22 protein-coding genes are annotated in these 25,837 nt (G+C 43.1%); 12 read left to right on the forward strand and 10 right to left on the reverse strand.

The annotated features are described in order from the left end of the window. Window positions 1–5 precede the first annotated feature (5 nt). A complete protein-coding gene (locus M1D52_RS09740) occupies window positions 6–2,258 on the reverse strand; it encodes an ATP-binding cassette domain-containing protein (protein ID WP_437392422.1) in 2,253 nt (750 codons plus the stop codon). A 118-nt stretch (window positions 2,259–2,376) separates the two neighbouring features. Here M1D52_RS09740 and M1D52_RS09745 point away from each other — a divergent pair, with 118 nt between their 5' ends. Continuing rightward, on the forward strand, window positions 2,377–2,733 hold the full coding sequence (locus tag M1D52_RS09745; RefSeq protein ID WP_437392423.1) for a MarR family winged helix-turn-helix transcriptional regulator: 357 nt from the start codon (window positions 2,377–2,379) through the stop codon (window positions 2,731–2,733). Between the two features lie 98 nt (window positions 2,734–2,831). On the opposite strand, the gene M1D52_RS09750 is transcribed toward M1D52_RS09745, so the two are convergent. Beyond that, window positions 2,832–3,356, reverse strand: a complete 525-nt coding sequence (locus tag M1D52_RS09750; RefSeq protein WP_013667586.1) for a hypothetical protein — start codon at window positions 3,354–3,356, stop codon at window positions 2,832–2,834. 195 nt (window positions 3,357–3,551) lie between these two features. On the opposite strand from M1D52_RS09750, the gene M1D52_RS09755 reads away from it, so the two are divergent. Genes M1D52_RS09755 through M1D52_RS09770 form a run of 4 tightly spaced genes read left to right on the forward strand, consistent with a single transcriptional unit; the run spans window position 3,552 to window position 6,079 of the window. After that, window positions 3,552–4,340, forward strand: coding sequence for an SDR family oxidoreductase (locus M1D52_RS09755; RefSeq protein ID WP_437392424.1), 789 nt, complete (start codon window positions 3,552–3,554; stop codon window positions 4,338–4,340). Then, complete coding sequence (locus M1D52_RS09760) at window positions 4,340–4,786, forward strand: DUF2147 domain-containing protein (RefSeq protein ID WP_130855295.1); 447 nt, start codon at window positions 4,340–4,342, stop codon at window positions 4,784–4,786. The genes M1D52_RS09755 and M1D52_RS09760 overlap by 1 nt, the downstream gene beginning before the upstream one ends. Before the next feature lie 16 nt (window positions 4,787–4,802). Further along, entirely contained in the window at window positions 4,803–5,156 is a 354-nt protein-coding gene (locus M1D52_RS09765; protein WP_437392426.1) for a hypothetical protein, read from the forward strand. 8 nt (window positions 5,157–5,164) lie between these two features. Further along, window positions 5,165–6,079: a helix-turn-helix domain-containing protein gene (locus M1D52_RS09770; RefSeq protein ID WP_437392427.1), complete on the forward strand. Its 915-nt coding sequence runs from the start codon at window positions 5,165–5,167 to the stop codon at window positions 6,077–6,079. A 33-nt stretch (window positions 6,080–6,112) separates the two neighbouring features. Here the strand turns inward: M1D52_RS09770 and M1D52_RS09775 are convergent, their stop codons facing one another. Together M1D52_RS09775 and M1D52_RS09780 are read right to left on the reverse strand one after the other, a co-directional pair. Continuing rightward, the gene (locus tag M1D52_RS09775; protein ID WP_437392428.1) at window positions 6,113–10,162 is read right to left on the reverse strand and encodes a hybrid sensor histidine kinase/response regulator transcription factor; all 4,050 of its coding nucleotides are present in this window, start codon (window positions 10,160–10,162) and stop codon (window positions 6,113–6,115) included. Between the two features lie 30 nt (window positions 10,163–10,192). Further along, window positions 10,193–10,378 (reverse strand): hypothetical protein, encoded by a 186-nt coding sequence (locus M1D52_RS09780; RefSeq protein WP_437392429.1) that lies wholly within the window; start codon window positions 10,376–10,378, stop codon window positions 10,193–10,195. A 2-nt stretch (window positions 10,379–10,380) separates the two neighbouring features. Here M1D52_RS09780 and M1D52_RS09785 point away from each other — a divergent pair, with 2 nt between their 5' ends. Genes M1D52_RS09785 through M1D52_RS09810 form a run of 6 tightly spaced genes read left to right on the forward strand, consistent with a single transcriptional unit; the run spans window position 10,381 to window position 19,601 of the window. Then, window positions 10,381–13,560, forward strand: a complete 3,180-nt coding sequence (locus M1D52_RS09785) for a SusC/RagA family TonB-linked outer membrane protein (protein WP_437392430.1) — start codon at window positions 10,381–10,383, stop codon at window positions 13,558–13,560. A 10-nt stretch (window positions 13,561–13,570) separates the two neighbouring features. Beyond that, the gene (locus tag M1D52_RS09790) at window positions 13,571–15,193 is read left to right on the forward strand and encodes a RagB/SusD family nutrient uptake outer membrane protein (RefSeq protein WP_437392431.1); all 1,623 of its coding nucleotides are present in this window, start codon (window positions 13,571–13,573) and stop codon (window positions 15,191–15,193) included. A gap of 17 nt (window positions 15,194–15,210) precedes the next feature. Further along, a complete protein-coding gene (locus M1D52_RS09795) occupies window positions 15,211–16,167 on the forward strand; it encodes a DUF5017 domain-containing protein (protein ID WP_437392433.1) in 957 nt (318 codons plus the stop codon). 19 nt (window positions 16,168–16,186) lie between these two features. Continuing rightward, window positions 16,187–17,440 carry a glycoside hydrolase family 88 protein gene (locus tag M1D52_RS09800; protein ID WP_437392435.1) on the forward strand — a complete coding sequence of 418 codons (1,254 nt, stop codon included), beginning with the start codon at window positions 16,187–16,189 and terminating at the stop codon, window positions 17,438–17,440. A 31-nt stretch (window positions 17,441–17,471) separates the two neighbouring features. After that, window positions 17,472–19,331: a heparinase II/III domain-containing protein gene (locus M1D52_RS09805; protein ID WP_437392436.1), complete on the forward strand. Its 1,860-nt coding sequence runs from the start codon at window positions 17,472–17,474 to the stop codon at window positions 19,329–19,331. 45 nt (window positions 19,332–19,376) lie between these two features. Beyond that, window positions 19,377–19,601 (forward strand): hypothetical protein, encoded by a 225-nt coding sequence (locus tag M1D52_RS09810; RefSeq protein ID WP_437392438.1) that lies wholly within the window; start codon window positions 19,377–19,379, stop codon window positions 19,599–19,601. Between the two features lie 388 nt (window positions 19,602–19,989). On the opposite strand, the gene M1D52_RS09815 is transcribed toward M1D52_RS09810, so the two are convergent. After that, complete coding sequence (locus tag M1D52_RS09815) at window positions 19,990–20,400, reverse strand: nuclear transport factor 2 family protein (protein WP_013667582.1); 411 nt, start codon at window positions 20,398–20,400, stop codon at window positions 19,990–19,992. Between the two features lie 30 nt (window positions 20,401–20,430). Continuing rightward, window positions 20,431–21,300, reverse strand: coding sequence for an alpha/beta fold hydrolase (locus M1D52_RS09820; RefSeq protein WP_437392440.1), 870 nt, complete (start codon window positions 21,298–21,300; stop codon window positions 20,431–20,433). 90 nt (window positions 21,301–21,390) lie between these two features. On the opposite strand from M1D52_RS09820, the gene M1D52_RS09825 reads away from it, so the two are divergent. After that, window positions 21,391–22,287: a LysR family transcriptional regulator gene (locus tag M1D52_RS09825; protein WP_437392442.1), complete on the forward strand. Its 897-nt coding sequence runs from the start codon at window positions 21,391–21,393 to the stop codon at window positions 22,285–22,287. Here the strand turns inward: M1D52_RS09825 and M1D52_RS09830 are convergent. From M1D52_RS09830 to M1D52_RS09845, 4 genes are all read right to left on the reverse strand, one after another. Next, on the reverse strand, window positions 22,279–22,491 hold the full coding sequence (locus tag M1D52_RS09830; RefSeq protein WP_013667579.1) for a hypothetical protein: 213 nt from the start codon (window positions 22,489–22,491) through the stop codon (window positions 22,279–22,281). The genes M1D52_RS09825 and M1D52_RS09830 overlap by 9 nt on opposite strands. Window positions 22,492–22,505: 14 nt before the next feature. Beyond that, window positions 22,506–23,222 (reverse strand): siderophore-interacting protein, encoded by a 717-nt coding sequence (locus M1D52_RS09835; protein ID WP_437392443.1) that lies wholly within the window; start codon window positions 23,220–23,222, stop codon window positions 22,506–22,508. A 74-nt stretch (window positions 23,223–23,296) separates the two neighbouring features. After that, the gene (locus M1D52_RS09840) at window positions 23,297–24,154 is read right to left on the reverse strand and encodes a helix-turn-helix domain-containing protein (protein ID WP_437392445.1); all 858 of its coding nucleotides are present in this window, start codon (window positions 24,152–24,154) and stop codon (window positions 23,297–23,299) included. A 74-nt stretch (window positions 24,155–24,228) separates the two neighbouring features. After that, window positions 24,229–25,716: a hypothetical protein gene (locus M1D52_RS09845; protein ID WP_437392446.1), complete on the reverse strand. Its 1,488-nt coding sequence runs from the start codon at window positions 25,714–25,716 to the stop codon at window positions 24,229–24,231. Window positions 25,717–25,837: the final 121 nt, after the last annotated feature.

Raw genomic sequence — 25,837 nt, forward strand, 5'->3', positions numbered from 1 at the left:
GAAGGCTATGTCTTTAAATACTGATTTAAGTAGCTTGCAGTAACACTGGTTTTGTTTTTTAATAGCTGTTCTACGGTTCCTTCAAATACAATTTCGCCACCGTATTTTCCGGCCCCGGGCCCAATATCAATAATCCAATCTGCCTGGGCAATGATGTCGAGGTTATGTTCAATTACAATAAGCGTATTGTTTTGATCAACCAGCTGGTTCAGAAAAATCAATAATTTTTCGGTGTCGCTAGGATGGAGGCCTGTGCTCGGCTCATCCAAAATAAGGATATTGCCGGAACCACTCAGCTCTTTTGTTAATTTCAGGCGTTGTCTTTCTCCACCTGAAAAAGTATCTAACCGTTGACCAAGCGTTAAGTATTCCAATCCCAACTGAATTAACAAGTTAAAAGCTTTTGAAAACAGGGGTTCAGGAAAAAGGGAAATTGCATCGGTGATGGTCAGCTTCATCACATCGGCAATGCTCAACTTGCGGTAAGTATATTGCAAAACTTCCGGGTCATATCCCGAACCGCCACATACCTCGCATGGTTGTTCGATGTCGTCTATAAATGCAAGATCAATCTTTTCTACGCCCAAGCCTTTGCAGTTTTTGCAGGCCCCTTCGCTGTTTCTGCTAAATAGTTTTTCTGATACCTGATTGGCGTCAGCAAAGAGCTTTCTAAGGGCATCAGATAAATGAAGGTAAGTTAATACATTGGATCGGACATTGCTTACGAAGGCCGATTGATCAATGATGGTGGCTTGGGGATAAAAATCCGGTAGTACACCATGAATTAAGGTGCTTTTTCCGGAGCCGGCTACCCCGGTGACAACGGTAAAGACACCTTCGGGAATGCGCACGGAAACGTTTTTTAAATTATTTTTGGTGGCATTTTTGATTTCCAGATATCCCTTAGCCTTGCGTGGATTTTTATTGAACGAAGGACGCTGTGCGAAATAGCGGCCCGTTTTTCCATCCGATTGTTTGAGACCTGCAAAGCCGCCCTGATAGATGATTTCGCCGCCATTGCTGCCCGATCCCGGACCCATGTCTATTACTTGATCGGCTATTTTAATGAGATCCGGATCGTGTTCTACGATCAGCACGGTGTTTCCTTTGTCTTTTATCTGATGGATGATCGAAGCGATATGTTGAACGTCCTTTGGATGCAAACCAATACTGGGTTCATCAAAAATATAAAGTAAATCGACCAAACTACTGCCAAGGTATTTCACCATTTTAATCCGCTGCGACTCGCCACCGGATAATGTGTCTGTTCGCCGGTCCAGCGTTAAGTATTGCAAACCAATATCGCAGATGTTTTGGAGCTTTTTGGTTATTTCCTGAAGAATGACGGCATAGGCTTCGGATTGTAGGTTATTAATGAAATGCAATAACTCATCGATAGCTAATGCGGTGCAATCTGCTATATTTTTTCCATCTATTTTACAAGAGAGTACCTTCTCATTTAGTCGTTGTCCTTTACAGGAAGGGCAAGTTTGTGTACTTATTATCTGCTTTAAGGCCTGTTTACGTGTATGATATTCCTTGGCATCTTTTCGTAAAAAAGCTTGTTCAATTCGCGGGATTACGCCCTCATACTTTACCGTCTTGCCCCAGTTTTTATCGGGGTGCGGAGGTTTATGCTCTGGCGCATAGAGTAACCTATTCCACTCGTCTTCGGTATAGTCCTTCAGTTTTTTATCGTTGTCAAAATAACCGGCATATACATAGCGGGTCCAGCGCCAGCCACCAGGCTGAAAGGTTGGAAATAAAATAGCGCCTTCGTTTAACGACTTCTCCTTATCGATGAGCGCGGACACGTTGACGGTCTGAACAAAGCCTAATCCCTCACATTGTGGGCACATGCCTTGGGGGTTATTAAAAGAAAAGACATTAGAATACCCTACAAAAGGCTGGCCCATCCGCGAAAACAGAAGCCGTAAAGGAGCATATACATCGGTTGCTGTGCCGACCGTAGAACGTGCATTGCCTCCTAATCTTTTTTGATTGATAATGACCGGAACATTGAGATTTTCAATCCGATCTACGTCAGCAACGCCATAGTGCTGTAAGCGATTTCGGATAAAACTACTCTGCGTTTCATTGATCTGCCGTTGTGCCTCTGCACCAATGGTTTCAAACACCAAGGATGATTTGCCGGAGCCGGAGACGCCCGTAAAAACGGTGATACTTTTTTTTGGAATCTCGAGTGAAATATTTTTAAGGTTATTTTGCCGTGCATGGATGATTTTGATAGAAGACATGTTTTTTTATTAACTTTGTTAATAGTTAACTAAGTTAACCTTTTTTTGTTTTATGACAAACGCGCAGAAACGGTTTTTTGAAGTTTTTACGGATCTTCAGTGTTATATATTAGCTAATATGAACAAAGGTGATTTTAATGGAGTCACCGCAACGCATTATAACTTAGTGGAGTATATATACCGCAAAGGGAAGACAACGGGAAAGAAATTGGCGATGGATTTCGGGATCAGTGCACCGGCCATATCCCGACAGGTTAAGTTTTTACTGGAAAATGATTTGCTATCTCAGGAGCAAAGCGATGAAGATCGGCGGGTTTTTTATCTCAAAGCAACCGACAAAGGGAAGTTGTTAATAGATGCTTCAGAAAGCTTCCGTGAGCACGTTACCAAACAAGCAAGCACCATATTGTCGAAAAAAGAGTTGGAAGATTTAGCGGATTTATTGAATAAAGTATTGACTAAAATTAAATTGTGATAACTTGCAATAAAGCTTATGGCAAGATAAACCCATGGCCGCCGGAGCCATGGGTTCACTCGATTTTCACTGTTTTGTCTCAATAGGTGCTAACCTGTTTAATCATCCCAATAATCTTCGTCATAATCGTCATAAAAGTCTTCAGGATGCCTGCTTATCGGAACATCCTTCACTACCATTATATTGGCGCGGCCAAGGTCGACATTGACCATGAAGGAAGGTATTTCTGCTGAAAAACGCCAATTCCCGCCGTTTAAATAAACATAGCCACCGCGATAGGGATCATAAAAGGTATGATAATCGCGAAAATATACATGGCGACTTGCGTCGTAGTGATGTGCCAATGCCCAGCTAGGTAGCCCATGCTTGCGGCGTTCTTTTAAGTATTCTTTACGACGTTTAGCCGACTCACGATAGTACTCTTTTTCTCTCTTTCTTTCTTCACGCGCATATTCTGCCCGCTTTTTGTCGCGCTCACGATAATATTCATATCTTTTTTTATCTGCTTCTTTACGTCGCTCCCAATACTTATCGTCCTTTTCGTGACGTTGCGCATGTACTTGGCTTTGTCCCACAATTACCACCGTAAAGGCGGCAACTGCTAATAATATTGCTCTTTTCATGTTTGCTCAATTTAATGAAAGCGTCAAAGCGAAAAATCGTTCCAGCTTAATGGCGCTTTTAGTTTTGACTTTAGAACATAGGAAAGGTTTATTGTGCCCACGTACATTTCGCCCTTTTGGCTACGACGATGTTCCTTTTGGTTAAATTCGCTAGCTAATGATGCCTGATCTTTGCTGAAACAATACATCAGCAAAATGAACGTGCAAAAGAATACGATCTTAATTACTGGCGGAACGGGAGGTTTCGGCTATGCCTTTGCTTCTAAACTGATTGCACTAGGCAACACGGTTATCATTACCGGAAGAAATGAACAGAAACTCCAGGACATAAAACGTAAACTTCCAGCTGTACACGTGATAAAGAGTGATGTGGCTCAAGTGGAGGACATTTGCGAGCTGTATGATCATATTGCAGTACAATTTCCAAATCTGAATATGCTTATTAACAATGCAGGAGAAATGCGTAAAATAAGTCTACAGCAGGCGCAGGATCTGAACGACATTACCCGTGAGGTGGAAATCAACCTAATGGGGCCGATCCGGATGGTACAAGCTTTTTTGCCTTTACTTAAAAAGCAACAAAAGGCACTTATTCTCAATGTAACTTCGGGTATTGCACTCTCGCCTTTTGCGATATCGCCCATATACAGCGCGAGTAAAGCTGGCTTACGTTCGTATACACAGGCATTAAGGGTGCAGTTAAAAAATACAGATATCAAAGTAATGGAATTAGTGGCTCCCGGTTCCTCGACATCATTGAACGATAAGTTTATGCAGGAGGATGGTTTTAATGCGAAGATGCTGATGGCACCGGAGAAAATTGTGGACGCCGCTATCAAAGGAATACGGCAAAATAAAGAGGAAGTGTTCCCTGGTCTTGCTAAAGTGATGCGCATGGTAAGCCGACTCGCCCCGAAGTTAATGATTGCACAGGCGGGCAAAATGGGAGCTTCATTTATGTATGGAACTAATCGCACGAAATAATGAGAAATTTACTTTTTACGACTGCCTTGATCTGGATGGCATTTGCGGCATCTGCTCAAAATTTACCTGCCGATAAAATAATAGGCGTTTGGTTTAGTGAAGATTCAGATGTAAAGCTTAAATTTGAGATATATAGATCGGAAGGTAAATACTTTGGGAAGCTGCTATGGGCTTCGACGATGTTTGAAGCGGATGGAAAAACACCCAAAAAGGATTCGAAGAATCCGGATAAGAATTTGCGAAACAGATCTCGACAGAACATCGTCAATCTTCGTGATCTTCGCTACTATCAGGGTGAATATGAGGAGGGAACGTTATACAATCCGGACGATGGACGAACATATAACGTGAAAGCGAAATTAAAAAGTGCCAATGAATTGGAATTCCGGGGTTATGTAGGCATTTCGCTGCTGGGTAGAACGAGGCAATTTAAAAGAATTCAATAAGCTAAATGATTTGAACATGATAAAGCATATTATATCACTCATCCTACTATTAATCTCTGTCTTCCTGTCTTTTAAACATGGATGGGATTCATTACATGTCAAAGATCATCCGGAACCTGCCAAGATGATGGCTGAGTTGGGTATCAAAGAGTCTTATGTCCCGATCATGGGAATCGTGATGATCCTTATAGGGCTTTTGCTGTTGTTTCCGAGAACTTTCTTTCTCGGGAATGTGCTGAACGCGGTGTCCATTCTTTTAATTATGGCCTTGGCGTTAAACGCAGGAAACACAAAAATGGCTTTGATCGAAATACCGTTTTTAATCATGCCCTTAATATTGATTTGGCTGAAGTATCCATTTAAAAGCTAAACTCTGTTATGTCAAGTTCAAAACCTGTCAGAATAAAATCAATTACGGAGGGGCATCGCTTATCCGGACTACCCAAACCTCATCACCCGCTTATTAGTATCGTTGATTGTGCGGACTTAAAGGGAAATTCGTCTGTAACGGCGGCGGTTTTTGATTTTTATATGATATCGCTGAAAAGAGGTTGTGATAAGTTGATTTATGGGCAGCAGCGATATGATTTTGATGAGGGGGTGATGGCTTTTATTGCGCCTGGGCAAATTTTGCGCGGAGAAGAGGGGAGCACACCACCGAACTTAGAAGGTTGGATGTTATTTATTGATCCTGCTTTTTTTTGGGGCACTTCGCTGGCAAAAAAAATCAAACAATATGAATATTTTGGTTATGCCGCTAACGAGGCTTTGTTTCTTTCGGATAAGGAAGAGGCCCTTATTAACAGTATTATTGACCATATTAAGCAGGAATACCATACAAATATTGATAAATTTAGCCAGGATGTGATTATCGCTCAATTGGAATTGTTGTTTGCTTATGTGCAACGCTTTTACGAGCGGCAATTTATTACCCGAAAAATTACCAATCATAAAATCCTGGAACGTCTGGAAGATGTGTTAGCATCTTATTTCAATAAGGAAGATTTACTTTCTAAAGGTCTGCCGACCGTCGGTTACATCGCAAGCGAACTTCATATTTCGACGAAATATTTAAGCAGTTTGCTGAAACAGCTGACGGGGCAGACCACCCAACAGCATATTCACGAAAAACTGATTGAAAAAGCGAAAGAGCAGCTTTCTACTTCCGATTTGTCCGTCAGTGAAATCGCCTATGCACTAGGTTTTGAACATGCTCAGTCGTTCAGCAAACTATTCAAAGCCAAGACCAAACACAGCCCTCTGGAGTTTCGACAGTCTTTTGCCAAAAATTAGGTGTTTAATCGGTCTCAGGCCAATAGAACTAGGTCAACCTTTCGCCTTGGCGTAGTCAGATGGCGTTTCCCCGTACCATTTTTTAAACTCACGGCTAAAATATTTACTGTTATCATAACCAACCATAAAAGCAATTTCATAAACTGTATACCGATTTTCTTTTAAAAGTTCAGCCGCTTTGATCATGCGTTGCGATTTGACGAAATCATTAGCCGATAAACCGGTAATAGCTTTGATTTTCTTAAACAATACGGGTTGGCTCATACCGATTTCTTCGGCAAGCCAGGCGACGCCGAATGCAGGATCATCGAGATGATTTCGGGTTAAGGTACTAAGTTTTTGCAGAAAAGCAGCATCAATCGGATGCATGTTATTATCAAGGGCCTCACTTCCTCTTCGCATAGGGCTGTCGCTCGCTTCGCGATTTGCTTTTAAGAGGTCTTGATATCGCTCTTGGAGTAATTGGCGCGTTTTTAGCAGATTACGGAGCTGTAAGCGGAGCACCTCTGGGCTGAAAGGTTTGGAAATATAGACATCAGCACCTGTTTGCAGTCCGGTTATCTGATATGCGGTCGCACTTTTTGCCGTTAACAGAATGAAGGGAATATGGCTTGTTCGTGGGTCTGTTTTCATGTGTTCGCAGAAGGTAAAACCGTCCATTTCCGGCATCATTACGTCACTTATAATCATGTCGGGTATGTGCTCGAAGGCTTGTTGTAGACCTTCTACTCCATTTTGAGCCGTGACAATATGGTAGTTTTCTTCTAAAATAGACACTAAATAGCCGCGCATTGCCGCATTGTCTTCTACCAATAAGAGCAACTGCTTGGCTGAATCATCGGTTTGGTTAGCCGAAAGGGAGGGGACCATTTCAGCACCTGTGATCAAGATAGGCTGGCTCACTATATTTTCGGTATCGGATTGGTTTAGCTCTGAAGGTGAAAAATGTGACTTTCCCTTTGGTAAAGTAATCTGAAAGGTGATTTTGCTGATAGCTCGATGTGCTAAAACTTCGCTGCTAGCGGAGATGCTGCCATGATGCAGGTCGATGATGCTTTTAGCGAGCGCCAAACCAATGCCCGAACCTCCTCGGGTGGATAGGCTTGTACCCTGAAAATAAGGAGCAAATATTTTATCAAGATTGGACGCGGGAATTCCGCGTCCAATATTACTAACTTGAAGGTATACCTCTTTCTCGTTTTCGATTATGGTTATTTTGATCGGTTCCCCAGGTTCTGAAAACTTAAAGGCGTTAGCGATCAGATTGACCAGTACTTTTTCTAGTTGCTCTTTATCAAAATATAGAAATAGGACGGTTTTGTCGCATTGGAATTCGACTGGATTGTCTTTGCTATGACTATCAAAGGCACTGATTATTAAGCGGACAAAAGCGATTAAATTGTAGTTGGAAACTTTTAGTGTTTGCATACCGACTTCAATTTTTCGAAAATCTAAGAGCTCATTGACTAATTTTAGCAGACTATCAGAGTTGTTTTTTATGATATTTAGTTTCTCTAGCGCTGTTGCACTAATAGCTTGCCCGCCGATGAGGTCTTCCGTAGGGCCCGTAATCAGTGTTAGGTGAGTCCGAATCTCATGTGAAATATGAGTGAAGAAATTCAACTTAAATTGAGTTACTTCTTGGTTTTTTCGTAAGAGCGCCTTTAAAAAGAAATGCCTGATGACCAAAAAAATTAGTCCGGCAATAGCCAATACATATAAGCAGTAGGCATAAGGGCTTTTCCATATAGGTGGTAATACACGGATCGATAAATAGGTGCCTTCACTCCAAACATTGTCATTATTGGCCGCTTTCACATAAAGTGTGTAGTCGCCGGGCGCGAGATTGCTATAAGTCAGCGATGGTATGTCGGTGAAACGCCATGCTTTATCGTATCCTGCTAATTGGTATTGATAGCGGTTCTTTTTAGGTTTAACGTAATTTAATGCAGCTATTTGTATTACAAAGGTGTTTTGGTTGTATCTTAAAATCACTTCTTTTTTTAACAATTGCTGATGGATTGCGCTATTTTTCTTTAGAATATTCCCTTCATTGCCTAAAATTTGGAGTGAGGTGATGAAGGTTGCCGGTGCATTTTTATTGATGCTAATACGGTCGGGCATAAAGCCGGTTAATCCTTTATATCCTCCGAAGAAGAGTTCGCCGGTTCTAGCTTTGAAATAGGCATTGTTATTGAACACATTGCCTGCTAAACCATCAGTTTCATTATAGGTGTTGAACGTTTTCTTTCGAAGATCAAATCGCGAAAGACCGTTGGCCGTACTGATCCATAAAAGCTGATCATGCGCCGGGAGTATACCGAGCACATGGTTGTCACTGAGACCATCACGCTCAGTATAGGTAGCCTTTATATGGCCCTGCTTGTCGCACTGTATAAGACCATGATTGCTCGTTGCTAACCAGACGTCTCCCATGGCATCTTGAAAAAAACTATTGATACAGAAAGGAACATCTTTGTCCAACAGAAAAGGTGTTTGTATTTTATTCTTCGAAACGATCTTGAACAAATTAGGGCCTCCTATCCAAATTTGCCCATCGGTAGTTTCAAAAATCGAAAGGATTGCCCGTCGCTGGGTAGCACTAACAATGGGATGCTTAGTGAGCGGAATGAGGGATGTGTCCTGAAGTTTAAAAAGTTGTACACCGGATGTTTCGGTACCTACCCAAAATTGGTCGTTATGGTCATGAAGGAGGGAAGTAATTTCAGAACCTATGGTTGCGTGATCTTTCCACATGAAACGGCGAAAGTTATTCGAATGTGGGTTATATAAGTTCAAACCACCACCATGAGTACCCACCCAGATACGTTTTTTCCGGTCTCGGTAAACGACTTTAACCAGATTTGAGCCCAGGCTATGCTCATCGGTATGATTATGGGTATAGTGTGTAAATTGGTTGCTCTGTCGTTGCCAATAATTTAATCCACCACCTTCGGTGCCGATCCACAAATTTTGTTGTTCATCTTCCACAATAGAGCTGATTACATTGTCGCTTAAGCCGTTACGAAATGTTTGGTTTGTATAGACATGGAAAGGAGTTTGGTAACTATGATATGCATTTACTCCTCCGAAAAAAGTGCCGGCCCAAATCGTCCCATCTTTATCTTCCAACAGACTGTGGACGGAGTTTTGACTTAGGCTTTCAGGATTCCAAGGTTCATTTGCGCAGTTTGATAGCTGGGTACGGGTATTATTTAAACGCGATAGGCCTTCTTGTGTTGCAATCCAAAGCTGATTGTTCACATCCAGCAATAGCTTTCGGACGCTAGTGCTGAGTAGATTCTTACCGGTTCGCTCCGGTAGATTGAACGGTTCTACTTTATTTTTTGTTGCACTCCATCGAAAAAGACCTGACGTTGAACTGCCTAACCAGATATCACCTTGTTTGTCTTCAACTAAACTGCTGAATTGTTGAGAATTCGTAAGTTCGTCATAAGACGGCAATCGGCAAAATGTGTTTTTGGACAATTGCTTGAGGCGGATGATGCCGTTAGTAAGTGCTACCCAAGTGATGCCTTTTCTATCGGTAAAAACTGCTCGGATATAGTTTTTTTTATTTGATAGATGAACCTGACGAAGAGATGGCAAATCATCGATCATGGTATACAGATAAAGCGCATCTTTGGTGCCTATCCACACTTGTTGCCGCGCATCTTCGTAAAGACAGGTGATATAGAGAGCCGTTTGCTCCTGTTTGTAAGCATTTGGTAAGGTGATTCGTTTGAATTTGTTACTTGCTTCTTCATACATATTGAGACCGTTTCCGGTGCCAATCCATAGTCGTCCTTTATGATCGCAAAGTAATGCGGTAATGTAATTGTCTGATAGTGAATACGGATTCCCCGGCTCATTTTTATAGATATTAAATCGATGCGCATCATATCGGTTGAGACCTGCGCGTGTGCCGAACCATAGAAAACCACGTTTATCCTGTGCAATGGAAAGTACTGCATTCTGTGATAAGCCGTTTTCTATATTTACATTGGTAAATCGGATTTCCTGGCCGTAGCCGGAACAAAGGGTAAAGGAAAAGATGGCTATATAGCTTAACAATAATCTCATCTCGGTTTCATAATCTAAGCATTGGTTCGGTTAGCCAATGGACAACGGTCGATGGTCGAAGGTAGCTATTTTCTCGAAAAATAGGCAATATTTTAAAAAAGTACCCAAATTATTCGATTTTTTCACCCTTGGATTATACCTAAATAATTCAGCTTTGTCTAGCGGAAAAAATGCACGACTGACGATCGCATAGAATGCCGCTAATAAACTAACCATTTATGCTGAAATTAATCAACTTACAAAACTGTAAAATACGGGTCTTAAAAAAAATGGCCATCAACCTATGGCTTGCCGGTATTTCCTTTACTGTATTCGCTCAAGTACCTATAAGTGGTCTGGTATTGGACCCGGATGGCCAACCGATCCCGATGATTACCGTGCAGCTAAAAGGAACGGCTAATCGCACACAAACAAATATTGCAGGAAATTTTACCATTAGGGCTAAACCGGGAGAAGTGCTGGTTTTCTCCGGGGTAAGTTATGAAGCAAGCGAACTTACTTTGGACGCCCGGCAAAAGTATACCGTTACCTTGCGTAATAGAATAAACGACCTGGAAGAGGTGATGGTGATTGGTTATGGGACCACCACACGTGCAGATGTGACGGGGGCGGTAGCGAGCGCTTCCGTAGAGAGTATGCAGAAAGCCCCTGTTCGGTCGTTCGATGAAGCGCTTGCCGGGCGCGTGGCAGGAGTAAATGTGAGTTCGGTTGACGGGCAGCCAGGCTCGGCGGTTAACATCACGGTACGGGGAGCAAACTCGGTTACGCAGGATAATGCGCCACTTTACGTCATTGATGGTTTTCCAATTGAAGACCCCAACAACAATTTTATCAATCCGCAAGATATTGCTTCGCTGGAAGTTCTGAAAGATGCTTCTGCAACGGCGATATACGGTTCGCGTGGTGCAAATGGCGTCATCATGATTACCACCAAACGCGGAGCGGTAGGCGCGCCTACTATTACGCTCAGCGCTAGCTATGGCATTCAAAAAGATGTAAATCGCATGGAGTTAATGAGTCCCTATGAGTTTGTACGCTACCAACTAGAACGTAATCCTGCTGATGCCGCTACCATTTATCTCGCAGATGGTAAAAACTTGGATTTTTACAAAAACGTGCCGGAGATCGATTGGCAGGATCAGCTTTTTCGCACAGCCGGCATGCATAATACCTCACTTGCTGTTCGTGGTGGGACTGAGACAACCAAATACTATATATCAGGCAACGTATTAGGCCAAGATGGTATTATGATCAATTCGGCCTATAAACGATATCAGGGGTCTTTATCGTTGGATCAAAATTTCGGGAAAAGGCTAAAAGGAGGCGCCTATATCAACTATGCTTATAATCAGCAGAATGGCATGTCGCCTTCTGCACCGGCTAGTAACAGCGCTTCTGCTTATACGCTTTTCAGTGTGTACGGATACCGTAACTTTTCGATGAATGGGAGTACGGATTTAACGGATGAGCTTTTTGATCAATTTATTGATCCAACGGTGGATATGCGTGTCAATCCCATTTTGAATCAAGAACATATGCTTCGGGAAACCATGGGGCGCAATACGATTGTAAATACGTATCTCAGTTATGATATTACCGATGATCTGCGCTTAAAGGTGACAGGAGGGATCAATACAACGGTGTCGAGAAATAATCAGTTTAATGATACCTTAACGGTTTATGGCAATCCACGTACATTGCAGGGCTCTGTAAATGGGGTAAATGGCGCCGTGAACTTTACTGAAAATACAACTTGGATCAATGAAAATACGCTAACCTACAATCATAGTTTTGAAAAGAACCATCAGCTTACCGTCGTGGGTGGGATCACAGAGTCGGGAAGAACGTCTTCGAGTCATGGTCACGCTGCCACCCAGCTTCCAAATGCGCAATTGGGAGTGAGCGGCCTGGATGAGGGAACGCCACAAACGGTGCGCGCACTTTCTGCCTCTTGGGGACTGATGTCATTTTTAGGGCGGGTAGACTATAAATACCGAAATAAGTATTTGCTTACGTTGTCATATCGGGCAGATGGATCTTCCAAATTTGCAAAAGGCAATCGTTGGGGTTATTTCCCTTCGGGGGCATTTGCGTGGAAATTTAATGAAGAGAAGTTCTTTAAAAATATGGCTTTTATTTCTGAGGGTAAGCTAAGAACAAGCTACGGCCTGACAGGAAATAATCGCATTGGTGAATTTGATTACCTGTCGGTTATAGCGTTGGCGTTTAATCCACAAGGTTACCCCTTTGGAAATGAAACGGTCTCCGGTGCCATTCCGGACAGGGTAGGAAATAGGGAGCTAAAATGGGAAACCACCGAGCAGGCGGATATTGGTTTGGATTTAGGTTTCTTTGAAAACAGGATCAGTTTAACGGCTGACGTTTACAGAAAAACGACACGAGATCTGTTATTAAATGCGAATATCCCTTTATCGCTTGGTTATGCCACCGCGAACCGGAACATTGGAAAGGTAAGGAACCAGGGTATTGAACTAACCCTGAGTACTGTTAACATCAAGCATGCAGATTTTAGTTGGGAGTCTAGCTTTAATATCTCTTTCAACAAAAGCGAGATTTTGCAATTGACCGAGAATCAGGAGGCAATTCTTTCCGCTGCGCCTTTTGATGGCTATTTCCGAACGATCCCTTCTTTTATTTCGAAAGTAGGTAACCAGTTGGGCATGATGTATGGTTATGTTTGGGACGGCCTGTATCAGTATAGTGATTTTGATGTTTCAACGACCGGAAATTATGTGCTGAAGGATCATATACCAACTAATGGGAACGCCAGAAACGCCATACAGCCAGGTGATATCAAATTCAGGGATATCAATGGTGACCTTACTGTTGATGCGAAGGATTATGCTATCATTGGAAGGGGCTTGCCCATACATACCGGTGGTTTTAATAATAACTTGAGGTATAAAAATTTTGATCTGAACCTTTTTTTCCAATGGTCTTATGGTAATGATATTCTCAACGCCAATCGCTACATTTTTGAGGGTAATATTCTTGGACGATCCAACTTAAACCAGTACGCCAGTTACCAAGACAGATGGTCGCCTGAAAATACCGAATCCCTTAACCACCGCGGTGGCTTCGGTGGTGCAGGGCCTTCTACACCTACCGGTACGAACTCTAGGGTAATTGAAGATGGGTCTTATCTGCGTCTAAAAACGGTACAGATCGGCTATACTTTTCCTCCGGAGCTGATACGCCGACTGCGCTTTAAAACACTTAAAGTTTATTGCTCGGCACAGAATCTATTAACATGGACTAACTATTCGGGCGTCGATCCGGAGGTGAGTATATTTAATTCTGTATTGACGCCCGGTGTAGACTACTCGGCTTACCCAAGGCCGAAGATTATCACCTTTGGATTAAATCTGACACTATAAACCTAATGAGATGAAAAGGAAATATATATTCGTTTATACCCTCGGACTTTTGGGCCTTTTTCTATCTGCTTGCCAAAAAATCCTTGATAAGGAGCCCACTGATTTTGTACAGCCCGAAAATTATTATAACAGTGAAAATGACCTAAATTTCGCGTTGGCAGGTGTATATGACCCACTAGGGTCTGAGTACCTCTATGCTAGCGGCTTGTGGTTCCAGTTTGGCGATTGTACGGACGAATCGTTCTATCCCAACAGTTCCAACTCATTTTCTGCACCCATGTTCTATCAATTTGATTATACCAATCCCTTTGTGGGCGGCCTTTGGCAGGATTGCTATAAGGGAATTGAGCGCGCGAATTTGCTGTTGGAACACGTTGATAAGCCCACAATGGATGAACGGAAACGGCAGGCCATCGCCGGCGAAGCATTGTTTTTGAGGGCTTATTATCACTTTTTACTGGTCAGCAATTTCGGTGCGGTACCTCTAAAAACTTCATCTACTACGGATGTCGGTTCGGTTGATATCCCAGCAACACCGGCAAAAGAGGTGTATGAGCAAATTTTGCAGGATATGACAGAGGCGGAAACCATGGTAAGTAAAGCCTCAGAAATCGGGAATTCCAGTCGCGTTTCGCAAACAACGGTACAGGGAATGTTAGTCCGCGTATGTCTCTACATGGCCGGTTATCCATTGAAAGATGAGACAAAATATGCCGAAGCGTTAGCATGGGCAAAAAAGGTGGTGGATTCGGGAGAACATCGCTTGCTCGAAAGTTACGATGCCGCGATTACCAATTCGGCTTATAGTCAGATTTTCATTAACCATGCCCAAGATAAGTACGATATCGGTGAATGCCTTTGGGAAGCTGATTTTAACATGAATCAAGGTAATTCTGCCTATGCTGAAGGAGGTCGGCTCGGTACTTACCAGATTTCTTGCGTTAATGTGGATACCGGCTACGCTTCGGGTGGGATTCGTACCACCATTAAATTGTATAATCTTTATGACGAGGGCGATTTGAGGAGGGATTGGGCCATAACTCCTTTTACTTTTGAAAGTACGCAAACGACGGCGGTACGGGTGCCACAGCCAGCTAATAATATCATTAACCGCGAGAGTGGTAAATGGCGGCGCTATTTCGAGCCTAACTCTTTTGTTAAACAACAATACCGAACAGGTCAGAATTTTCCAATTCTGCGCTACGCTGATGTTCTGTTGATGCTGGCTGAAGCAGAAAACGAGGTGAACGGTCCTACCGCCATTGCATATGAGGCTATTAATCAAGTGAGAAGACGGGGCTATGGTATGCCGGTGTCGGCTTTCAGTGAGCTGGCTGATGCGCGGCCGGGACTTTCGCAACGTGAGTTTCGTGAGCTTATTATGGATGAACGTGCCCGAGAGCTTTGTTTTGAAGCACTTCGTAAACCGGATCTTATCCGTTGGGGAACGTTTACCGACGTGTTATCGGAAACAGCGGAGGAGATTATGGCATCCAACGCGAGTACTACTAATAAGTCGAGATGGGTGTTGGGTTACAATACCGCTATCTCATCACCGCGATATCTCTTACTACCTATTCCGGCACTTGAAATTAATGTGAATAAGGGTATTGAACAAAATCCGGGATGGTAAGACACAACTATAATAGTATGAAAAATTTATATAGGTTATTGCTGTGCGCCGCGATTTTTGTCGTCGCCTGTAAAAAAGACTTGAGTTTAGGGGCAGAAGACTTTAGTGTAACGGCAGAAAATGCCGACTTAGAATTAGGTGATACGGTTCGTTTTCAATTGGCGGCTAATCCGGATGTATTGACTTTTTATTCGGGTGAAATTGGAAGGCGTTATGTTTTTAAAGACCGTGTAGAGGCGGAAGGTCAATCCATACTGAATTTTCGGACTAGTCGAGAAAATGCGGCTCAGGAGGAGTCGTTGAGGCTGCTCATATCAAACGATTTTAAGGGTGTGGAGAAGGGTGATACATCTGCCACATTAGCAAACCTCAGTGCTGCCTCTTGGGATGATGTCTCGGATAGGGCAATATTGGCTTCAGAAGGGGAAAAAAATATAAATTCAGGCGACATTGATCTTTCTGATTATGCCGCTGCAGGTAAGCCGATATTTATCGCGTTCCAGTATCAAGTAGCTGCAGGTAGTGTGCAGGATAAGTGGACCATCAGTTCGTTTTTATTGAAGAACAAGCTGGCGGATGGAAGTGCCTATACCATAGCGAATATGAACACCTCTTCTGTACCGTTCACTAATTATGGTGTTAGTTCATTTAGTCCGGGTTTTGCCGCCTACACGCTCCGGAACGTATATAACTGGGCTGTATCCTCCAGCCAGCTAGTAATTACGGGTGCCACATCAGCGGCTTGGGCGACGGATTCAGCGGAGGCTTGGGTCTTTATCGGGCCGATTAATTTGCGAAAAGTATCACCGGATATCGGCTTGCCAATCAAGGCCTCGGACGAAAACATCAATGGTTCGATATTTAGCTATCAATACCAAAGCAAAGGAGCATTTGATGCTGTTTTTACAGGTGGCCGCGTGGATATTGAAAAAGAAACGCAGATTTCAAAAAGCATTCGGATAAATATTAGATAAACAGATTGGATACTAAATTATGATAAACTTAAAAAATAGCGTGCTGATTATTAGTCTCTTGGGATTTCTTGGCTTTTCGTTTCGCGACAATAGCGAACTGGATTTTGTAGAAGAAAACTTAGTATATGCGAGCGCACAGTTGGATGTGCTGCTAAAGGCTGCTAATGAGGTGGACACGCTATATCCGCGTACATTGGAGAATGACGGTACCCTGAGACTGACTAATCGCTTTGAGTGGACTTCCGGTTTTTTTCCGGGAATGCTGTGGTATGTCTATGAAGGAAACCGTCAAGACCAAATAAAGCAAGAGGCCATTCGTTGGACTGAGAAGTTGAACGATTTACAGTATTTTACGGAGCATCATGATCTGGGCTTTATGTTGTACTGCAGCTATGGTAATGGATTCCGCTTAACAGGGAATAATCAATATAGAGAGCTGCTGGTACAAGGGGCGAAGTCGCTAGCTACGAGGTTCAGCGCGAAAACGGGCTCAATCAAATCCTGGAATGGATTTGGTTCTTGGGATGGAAAGCATCGTTATAAATTTCCCGTTATCATTGATAACATGATGAATTTAGAGCTTCTTTTTTTTGCGTCAAAGGTTACGGGCGATCCAAGCTATAGACAGCTAGCGATTAAGCATGCTGAAACGGTCATGAAGAACCAGTTAAGGCCCGACTTTAGTTGCTTTCATATAGTTTGCTATGATCCGGAAAATGGGGCGGTTTTAAGTAAGGAAACGGGACAGGGTTACGCAGATAATTCTACTTGGGCGCGTGGTCAGGCTTGGGGGATTTATGGCTTTACGATGGCTTATCGCGAAACGGGCGATCCTCGTTTTTTAACAACCGCCAATAGAATGGCTGACTTCTATATTAACCATCCAAATTTGCCGTCCGACAAGGTGCCCTATTGGGATTTTAATGCCAATCAAGTTGGTTACATGCCTGGACCCAAATCAAAAGCCAAGGCAACGCCCACGAACTACAGGGATGTATCGGCGGCTGCAGTGGCAACATCGGCTTTTCTGGAACTGAGCAGGCTAAATACAGGAGCCGTGGCTGAAAAATATCTAGCAGCGGCTACTACGATTTTACACGCACTAGCTTCACCGGTTTATCGGGCGCCCGTGGGAGCTAATGGAGGTTTCCTGCTGAGACATAGTGTTGGGAGCATAGCGCATGGAGTGGAGATAGATGTTCCTTTGGTGTATGCTGACTATTATTTCTTAGAGGCGTTGAATCGGTATAAACAAATACTGGTGAAAAAATAATTAACTGGGTATCTTGCGTAAAAAGAATACTATGAATTTAATTCTCCTGCTATTGCCGCTGCTACTGCTACTGAATAGTCCATCTTATGCACAGGAACCGCTGCCTAAGTTCAAAGATCATCCGCGAATTTTGCTTTTAGCGGGAGGTGAAGCAAAAATACAGGCATTGATTGACGATAATGCTGCCTGGATGAATCTTCATCGAAGTATTTTGAAAGCTTGTGATAGTATATTATCTACAAAACCGGTGGAGCGCACGCTTATTGGTAGACGTCTATTACAGGTGTCTCGCGAGGCTTTACGACGGATCTTTTATCTTTCTTACGCCTGGCGGATGACGGCTGATGAAAAATATCTAAAGCGAGGAGAAGAAGAGCTTTTAGCCGTGTCCAAATTCAGTGATTGGAATCCTTCCCATTTTTTGGATGTGGCCGAAATGACCACAGCAGTAGCTATTGGCTATGATTGGATGTATAATAATCTCCCAGCTTCATCTAAATTGCTCATCAAAAATGCTATTCGGGAAAAAGGAATTGCCCCTGCTTTGGATGAGGAAAAGTGTTGGTGGTTGCGTGCAACCAATAATTGGAATCAGGTCTGCAATGGTGGTATTACACTAGGCGCCTTGGCTATTATGGAAGATGAACCGGTACTTACCCATAAACTGGTGGATCGGGCCATTAAAAGCGTACAGTCTTCTATGGCAGAATACGCGCCTGATGGTATGTATAATGAAGGCTATAGCTATTGGGGTTACGGCACTTCTTATAATGTCTTAATGATAAGTGCCCTGGAACAGGCTTTTGGAACAGACTTCTCACTAAGCCAGCGTCCAGGTTTTCTGCAAACGGCAAGGTTTTACGCTAATTTGATCGGTCCGTCCGGATTACCTTTTAGTTATGGCGACTGTGGCGGTGTAGAAGGAGTCCAACCGGCCATGTATTGGTTTGCCAATAAACTGAAAGATCCCTCATTGCTTGCAGTCGAAAAGCGTTATCTATTGGCGCCTAAATTCAATGTAAAAACAAATCGTCTGCTACCGGCTGCCTTGCTTTGGGCGGATGGAATAAAACCGGAAATCATTGGCGATTCGATAGGGACGCTTTGGTATGGGAAAGGAAGAAACGAAGTGGTGATGTTAAGAACAGCTTCGGGAGCTGGCGCAGACCTGTATGTCGGGATGAAGGCTGGAACACCTGGTTTGAGTCATGGGCATATGGACGTCGGTTCTTTTGTATTGGATGCCGAAGGGGTCAGGTGGTCGATGGACTTTGGGATGCAGCAATATAATTCGTTGGAATCTGCAGGTCTCGATATATGGAATATGGAACAAAACTCACAGCGATGGGATGTTTTTCGCTATGTGAATTTTTCGCATAGCACGTTAACCGCTAACAATCATAAACAGGATGTGAAGGGAGTTGCACGGGTCATTCGCACTGATAAATCGCCATCCGGAACTTTAGCCGTAATGGATATGACATCGGTTTATAAACAGGATTTACGTTCTGCAAAACGAGGGATAGCCCTAATAAATAATCAATTTGTGCAAATAAGGGATGAAATAGAAAGCGGGGACAGCAGTGTGACCATCCAATGGAAGATGCTGACACCTGCTCGCGTGAAAAGCGTTGCAACGGATCGGATGGTCCTGTCAAATCAAGGACAGGAGTTGACATTATATGTGAAGGGGGGGGCGGAAGCAAAGCTTAAAACTTGGCCAACTACGCCTCCGCATGCCTATGACGCACCGAATCCGGGGACACAATTGGTGGGCTTTGAATTGGTATTGCCACCGCACACGGAAAAGTCGATCAATGTATTGTTGGTTCCAAAAGGGGATAAGGTGCCGGATGAGTTTACACTGTTGGGACACCTTGCGACCTGGTAGGATACGCTTGTCAATTCGATAAATTATAAACCAATAAAATAAATTATGGAAACACGCTTATTGTTCATAGGTCTTTTAGGACTTGCTTTGGGATGTAGCAAATCGAAGGTTGATTTGCAGCACGTAGATACACAAACTGCCATAGGTAAGGAGAAAGATGTCTCCTTACTTTCCAATGTTCAAAACGGTTTTTTACGAGGTGCCGACGTCAGCTTTTTAACCGAGATGGAGGATAAGGGGCGGGTGTTTTTCAATAAGTCATACGGGTAATTTCCGTTTAACCCATTTTAAGAACAGTGCTTATAATGTTTCAACGAGTCAAACTATTACCGGTTTAAGTAATGGGACTTACACTTTTCAAGCTTGGGTACGAGGTACTGTAGGAGCGATAGGTCATTCTCTTTTTGTGAAAGATCAAGGTGGTACACAGGTCAATAAGAATATTATACCGCAATCAACTTGGCAGAAAATCCAGGTTGCCAATATCCAGGTTACTAGTGGACAATGTACTGTTGGATTGCAAAGCTTCGGAAATAATACCTACTGTAGTTTGGATAACGTTGAGTTTTTTAGACAGTAATTTAACGATTGTAACAAGATAATCGGAAAACTGATTATCTTGCCAAATAATACTGTTCGGTTGTTGACGATGATCGTGCTAAAGATACCGCTCCTGTTCTGTAATAGGGCAGTCGTTAATGCTAGCGTAGCGTTTCCGCATCAACCCATTTTCATCGAATTCCCACATTTCATTGCCGTAACTTCGATACCATTGTCCTTCGGCCTGATGCCATTCATATTCAAAACGGACGGCAATGCGGTTCTCTTGAAAGCTCCAGAGCTCTTTCTTAAGCTTATAATCTAATTCCTGCTCCCACTTTCGGGCAAGAAAAGCTTTCACCTCTTCGCGTCCATTGATGAACTCCGAACGGTTGCGCCATTCGGTATCGATGGTATAGGCAAGGCACACCTTTTCGGGATCGCGACTGTTCCACGCGTCTTCTGCTAATTGTACCTTTTGAAGTGCTGTTTCGTAGGTGAATGGCGGTAAAGGATGTTTCTGTTCCATATATTATCAAGTTAAAAACTATGTATTAGGCTATTGGGGCAGGCTGTCTAAAAAGGCCAGTATATCTGCGCCGATCTCGTTCACATGGGTTTCGAGCGCAAAGTGGCCGGTGTCATAGAATTTTACGCTTGCATCGGGAATGTCTCTTTTATAAGCCTCTGCGCCGGGTGGCAAAAAGAAAGGATCCTTGTTGCCCCAAACAGCTAAAAGCTTGGGTTGATAGGTTCTGAAGTATTCCTGAAAGCTTGGATATAAAGCAACGTTATTTTTGTAATCTCTTAACAGATCGAGCTGGATTTCATCTGATTCGGGGCGATCAAGAAAATACTGATCCAGGGTGTACGATTCAGGGGCTATTAAGCTTGGATCGGATACACCGCTAAAATACTGAAACTTGGTTCCTTCTAATGTAACGAAGCCTCGGAGTGCATCTCTGTTTTCCAGCGTATCTTCTTTCCAGTACTTTTGAATAGGTTCCCAATCGGAGCCTAAACCTTCTTCATAAGCATTGCCATTTTGAGAGATGATACCGGTGATTTTTTCAGGATTGGCGAGTGCCAAACGATAACCCGTAGGCGCGCCGTAGTCGAATACATAGATGGCAAATCTTTTAAGGTTTAATTTGTCAATAAAAGCCTGCATGGTTTTCGCCAGATTATCAAATGTATACGTAAACACCGTTCTGCTAGGTGCCTCGGAGTAGCCAAAGCCGGGAAGATCGGGCGCGATTAGGTGATAACGATCAGCCAAAATCGGGATCAAACTCCGGAACATGTGTGATGAAGTTGGATAACCGTGTAGCAATAAAAGCGTTGGCGCTTCTGTCGGGCCAGCTTCACGGTAAAAAATATTGATGCCGTTAGCGCTCAGGGTATGGTAATGAATCGAATTTGTTTTCATGTTCTGTTGTTTTGCTTATCCAAAATTATTTCAGATATTTGATTATTAAAAACGATTTATCATGATGTAATAAATCATTATTTATGATTTATGAATACAAATGACCTAAGGATATTTGAGGCCGTGGCATTGCATAGTAGCTTTACACGGGCCGCAGAAGCGATGTTTACCGTGCAGTCGAACGTAACGGCGCGTATTCGCAGCTTGGAAGAGGAGTTTGGTACATCGCTTTTTGAACGAAATGCAAAAAAGGTGGCATTGACACCGGCAGGTGAAGTGCTGATGCAATATGCTAAAGAGATTACTCACCTGCTGGATGAAGCGAAAAGAGAGGTCAAAAATATTGATGTCTTGACGGGATCGTTGAAAATCGGATGCATTGAAACCACCATGGCGCTTCGTGTTCCGACGATTCTGCATGATTTTGGTGCGGCCTACCCACATGTAGAGTTGGAATTCAAATCAGCCATGCGGCCGGAATTGGTGCAGGATGTACTTGACTATAAGCTAGACGCGGCTTTTGTTTCGGGTCCTATTAGCATCTCCGGTCTAACGCAGGAAATCATTCACGAAGAGCAATTGGTTATCTTGGCGCATAGGAAGGCCGCCTCCTTATCATCGGAATTAAGCCGGCATGCAATCCCTAAGATTGTTGTATTTGATCAAGGCTGCGTATTCCGGGAAAGATTGGAATCGCTATTAAGCGCAAAAGGCATCGTACAGTATAAGCCTATTGTAGTGAATTCCATTGAGGGCATTATAAATTTTGTAGAGGCGGGTTTGGGCATTAGCATCTTGCCCGAGCAGATTGTCAGTTCCTATTATGCAGCGAGAGAGATCAAGACTTTCCCGCTGAGCAAGTCGCTCGGAACGATGACAACAGTCCTGATCTCGCGTAGCAACCGCCGTCCATCCAAGCTGATGCAAGTGTTTATTGATATGTATAAAAATCAATCGAAGCATTCGAACGTGGAGCAATCAATATGACAGCTCTTCACATTGAAAACCATTCGTATGCAACACGCGAATGATGCTAAAAGCATCATTGCGCGGGGTATCGACCCGTAAGATTTTATCGCAATCCTCTAGATCAAAATTCCATTTCGCCCAAGGTTGAATGCTATCTAAATAGGGCTTTAATTGCCGGATATCCTCTTCGCGCTGTACGGAAGTTTTAAATATGTAAATCATCTGATAAAATTTTATTATAAACCCTTTTTTCCTTCCAGCCAATAACCGTGTGAGACTATTTTACCCGTGTTTCTGGCTTTCAAAACCTTCCGGAATGTTCGGACCGATTTGGCGTTCCCGGTTAGGACAAAGTTGGATTGCTGCCATTCGGTCGATTGGACAAGGGGTAGCGCGTCCACCCATTTCTCATCACTAAATGCGTCGTTCTTATCAAATACGGTGCAATTGCTCAATGGCAACAGCGAGACGATGTCGTGATTTTCTTTTTCCAGTTCCAAATAGAATTGAAACTGATGCCGGTTTTGTATAAGCACCGGTAAGAAAGAACAGGCAAGTCCTAAGGATGTTTCATCGCCAAAAATGACGTACTTTGCGGCTGTTGGCTCATAATACTTGTACTCTCGGGGCGGATTGATGTTAACCGTGTCGCCAATATCGAGCTTACGCATAAAGCAGCTTCCGGGTGCTTCACCATGTATATGCGCAATGAGTTCAATTCTTTCGCGCATATCGTCAACATAAGAAACGGTATATCGCCTGGCCTCTGTATCACTTACCCGGAAATCGATAAAACTTCCTACACCGAAATTGAACTTTTTAAAATTTCCTGTAAATTGAATTCTCTTGACGGTATCGGATAGGTATTCGACCTTGGTTACCTCCATCGTTGATGACTTAGACGATAAAACACGGTCGAAAACATCGAATACCCATTTGGGAGCGCTTGGCATAATCTTTTATTTTTTTGAACAAAGAAACCACGAAACGACAGCGCAAAGAAGGCTAAAACAGGGTAAGTATTGGACTAATCAAGGTTTTTCTTTCGAAAGCTTAATGCCGTCATACCAACTATTTTGGTGAACAAACGAGAAAAGTAGGGATAATCGTCATAACCTAGCTCGAACGCGATTTCTTTTACCGATTTGTTGGAGTGATAAAGTAAACGTTTCGCTTCAAGTATGATGCGTTGCTGAATGTGATAGCGTACGGGTTGGCCGGTGCTTTTTTTGACACACTCGTTTAGGTAAACAGTGGAGACCTTTAATCGCCTGGCGTAATCAGTGGGTCGTTTTATGAGCGTGAAGTCCTTTTCCAGGATGGATTTGAATGTTTTGGTAATTACATCGAAGCGGGAAAGGGTTTCCGTTGATTTGGTAAGTGCTGAATATTGAGAGGTAATTAAAGCGACTAAAGCATTGCAGCTCTCTCTGAGAATGATGTGATATAATTTTTCCTGTTTCCGTTGAAAATGTTTGATGCAGAGCGACATGCTTTCGGAGACGAGACTAAAAGCTTCCTGACTCAATCTTAGTGGCTTTGCGGGTGCTATTTCTTGCAGTGTATTGAGAATTTCGGGGTGAAGGTTGTCATGACTGATGATAAGTACACGGAAGTTCGCTTTCTCAACGCCGATTACCCGATGTACCTGATTGGGCTGTATATACATGAGCGCAGCGCCGACGACTTCATAGCGTTGAAAGTCGATCTCGAACGTGGTTGTTCCCTGGTCCTGAATGCAAAATAAATGATAGTCGTCGCGATGCGCTTCTGCCGCAGGCTTATGTAATTCTACATCCCTCGACGAGGCCGTTTCGAGGAAAATACCCGTTCCGAATGTACTGGCCATCGTATTTAAAGGAATGGTATGGGCACGTCGGTTCATGGCTTTTTAGCGTATGTATTGTTCTGACAAAACTAATAGATGTTTCTTTTATTCGGGATAGAATACGCAATTTTTTATGGCTTATCTTCTATCTTTCGCTTAATCCAATCGATAAAATCGGCGTATTTAAGGAGTTGGCGCTCGCGTTTATCCAATCGTAAGTCATCCAGCTGGGTAAACCACTTCTCGGCAATGGCTTTTCTCTTTGGCATGCTGCAGCGTCCGGGGTCTAGTTGGACCAGCTTAAAAATAAACTTCTCTATTTTGAACATCCCACCTTGCTTACTGAATGCCCGTTTATAGGTCCGGATTTCGTAGTGAAGGTATTCGAGATTATCCAGTTCCATGTGTACCAGTAGATGCAGTAGCCATGTAGAACGGTATATGAGCTGACTACTTACTTCACGCTCACGAAGAGCCAGCTGCAGGTATTGGTTGGCGTCTGACCAGCGGCCTTGCTGAAAGTAAGCCAAAGCGGTAAAAAACAGTAAGGCATTGTGCTCGTCGCGATAGTAAAAGTTATTCTTTAGCAATTGTTGTTTTTTGAGCGATAGTACAAGTTGAAGGGCTTCTTCGTCCTTACGCAACTGCGTGAGCATATTGAGTCGGTAAACGTGATGAGTTTGGCTTGCCTCGCGGATGAAATGCTCGGGGTATGCGCCCTGAGATAGTTTGTCTACACGATGGATGAAATACTGCATTTCGACATAATAGCCAATGGTTCGTAGACTATCAAGAATGCCTCGTAGCGCAGAAAGATAGTCGTAGGGCGGGAAATTCCACATATTTTCGTGAGCCTCGATTAGCGTGTTCAATTCTTTGAACATTTTTAAGGCTGCGTGATACTCACCGGTGCGGATGAAAAAGAACGATTGGAAGAGCAAATGAACTTTCTTTGATTCAAATTGATGACGCATCCCTCGATTGGTGATACTTAATTCGCTCAATACCAAATCAGTTATCTTCTTTTGGTCTTGGGAAACAAGCTCATGATCGTGATTTAGGCGCTGGGTTAGCAGCTGATACAGCGATTGATGCTCGTGGATCTGCTGCATGATACGCAATAGGTTCCGTCCGAGCATTTGTTGATCTACCAGTGTCTGTTCCGGTACATCGGGAAGGCCTATATCAGTTAGATAACCCAGCTCCATGCGTAAAGATTGATATTGAATGTAGGGATCTTCCGCTTCTATTGCAAGTTTCCTGGCTTTCTTCAATTCTTTTAAGGCCATCGAAGGAAGTGAACGCTCAAAGCATAAACGAGCTTTCATGAGCGCTTGATAACGTGCATACCAGGTATCTTGTTCAATTCGTGTTTGGATGAGCATATTGCTGAGTACCTTGTATAAATAAGCTGCGGTATTTTCAAAAGATTTTCCAGGGAAGCGCGCAGCAAACAAACTTTCAGCCTGCTGCTCAGGTGCTACCCGATATTGTGTCAGCAGATCGAATAAAGCTACGTATTCTTTGTGAGCCCTTTGCCCGGCGCAGTGTTGTTTGAACTGCTTCCGCTCCGAAACAGATAGTCCACCGATCAATTTTTCCAGTTCAAGCTTCAGCATATTAATAAATTCAGGAAAATAAAATAATAGTCTGTTTACAAATGGTTGTTAGTGAGTGTTATGTGGTAAATATAGAGATTAAAAAATAAAATTACGATTCAGGAATTATATGAATTTGTGT

This window comes from Olivibacter sp. SA151, assembly GCF_054130995.1.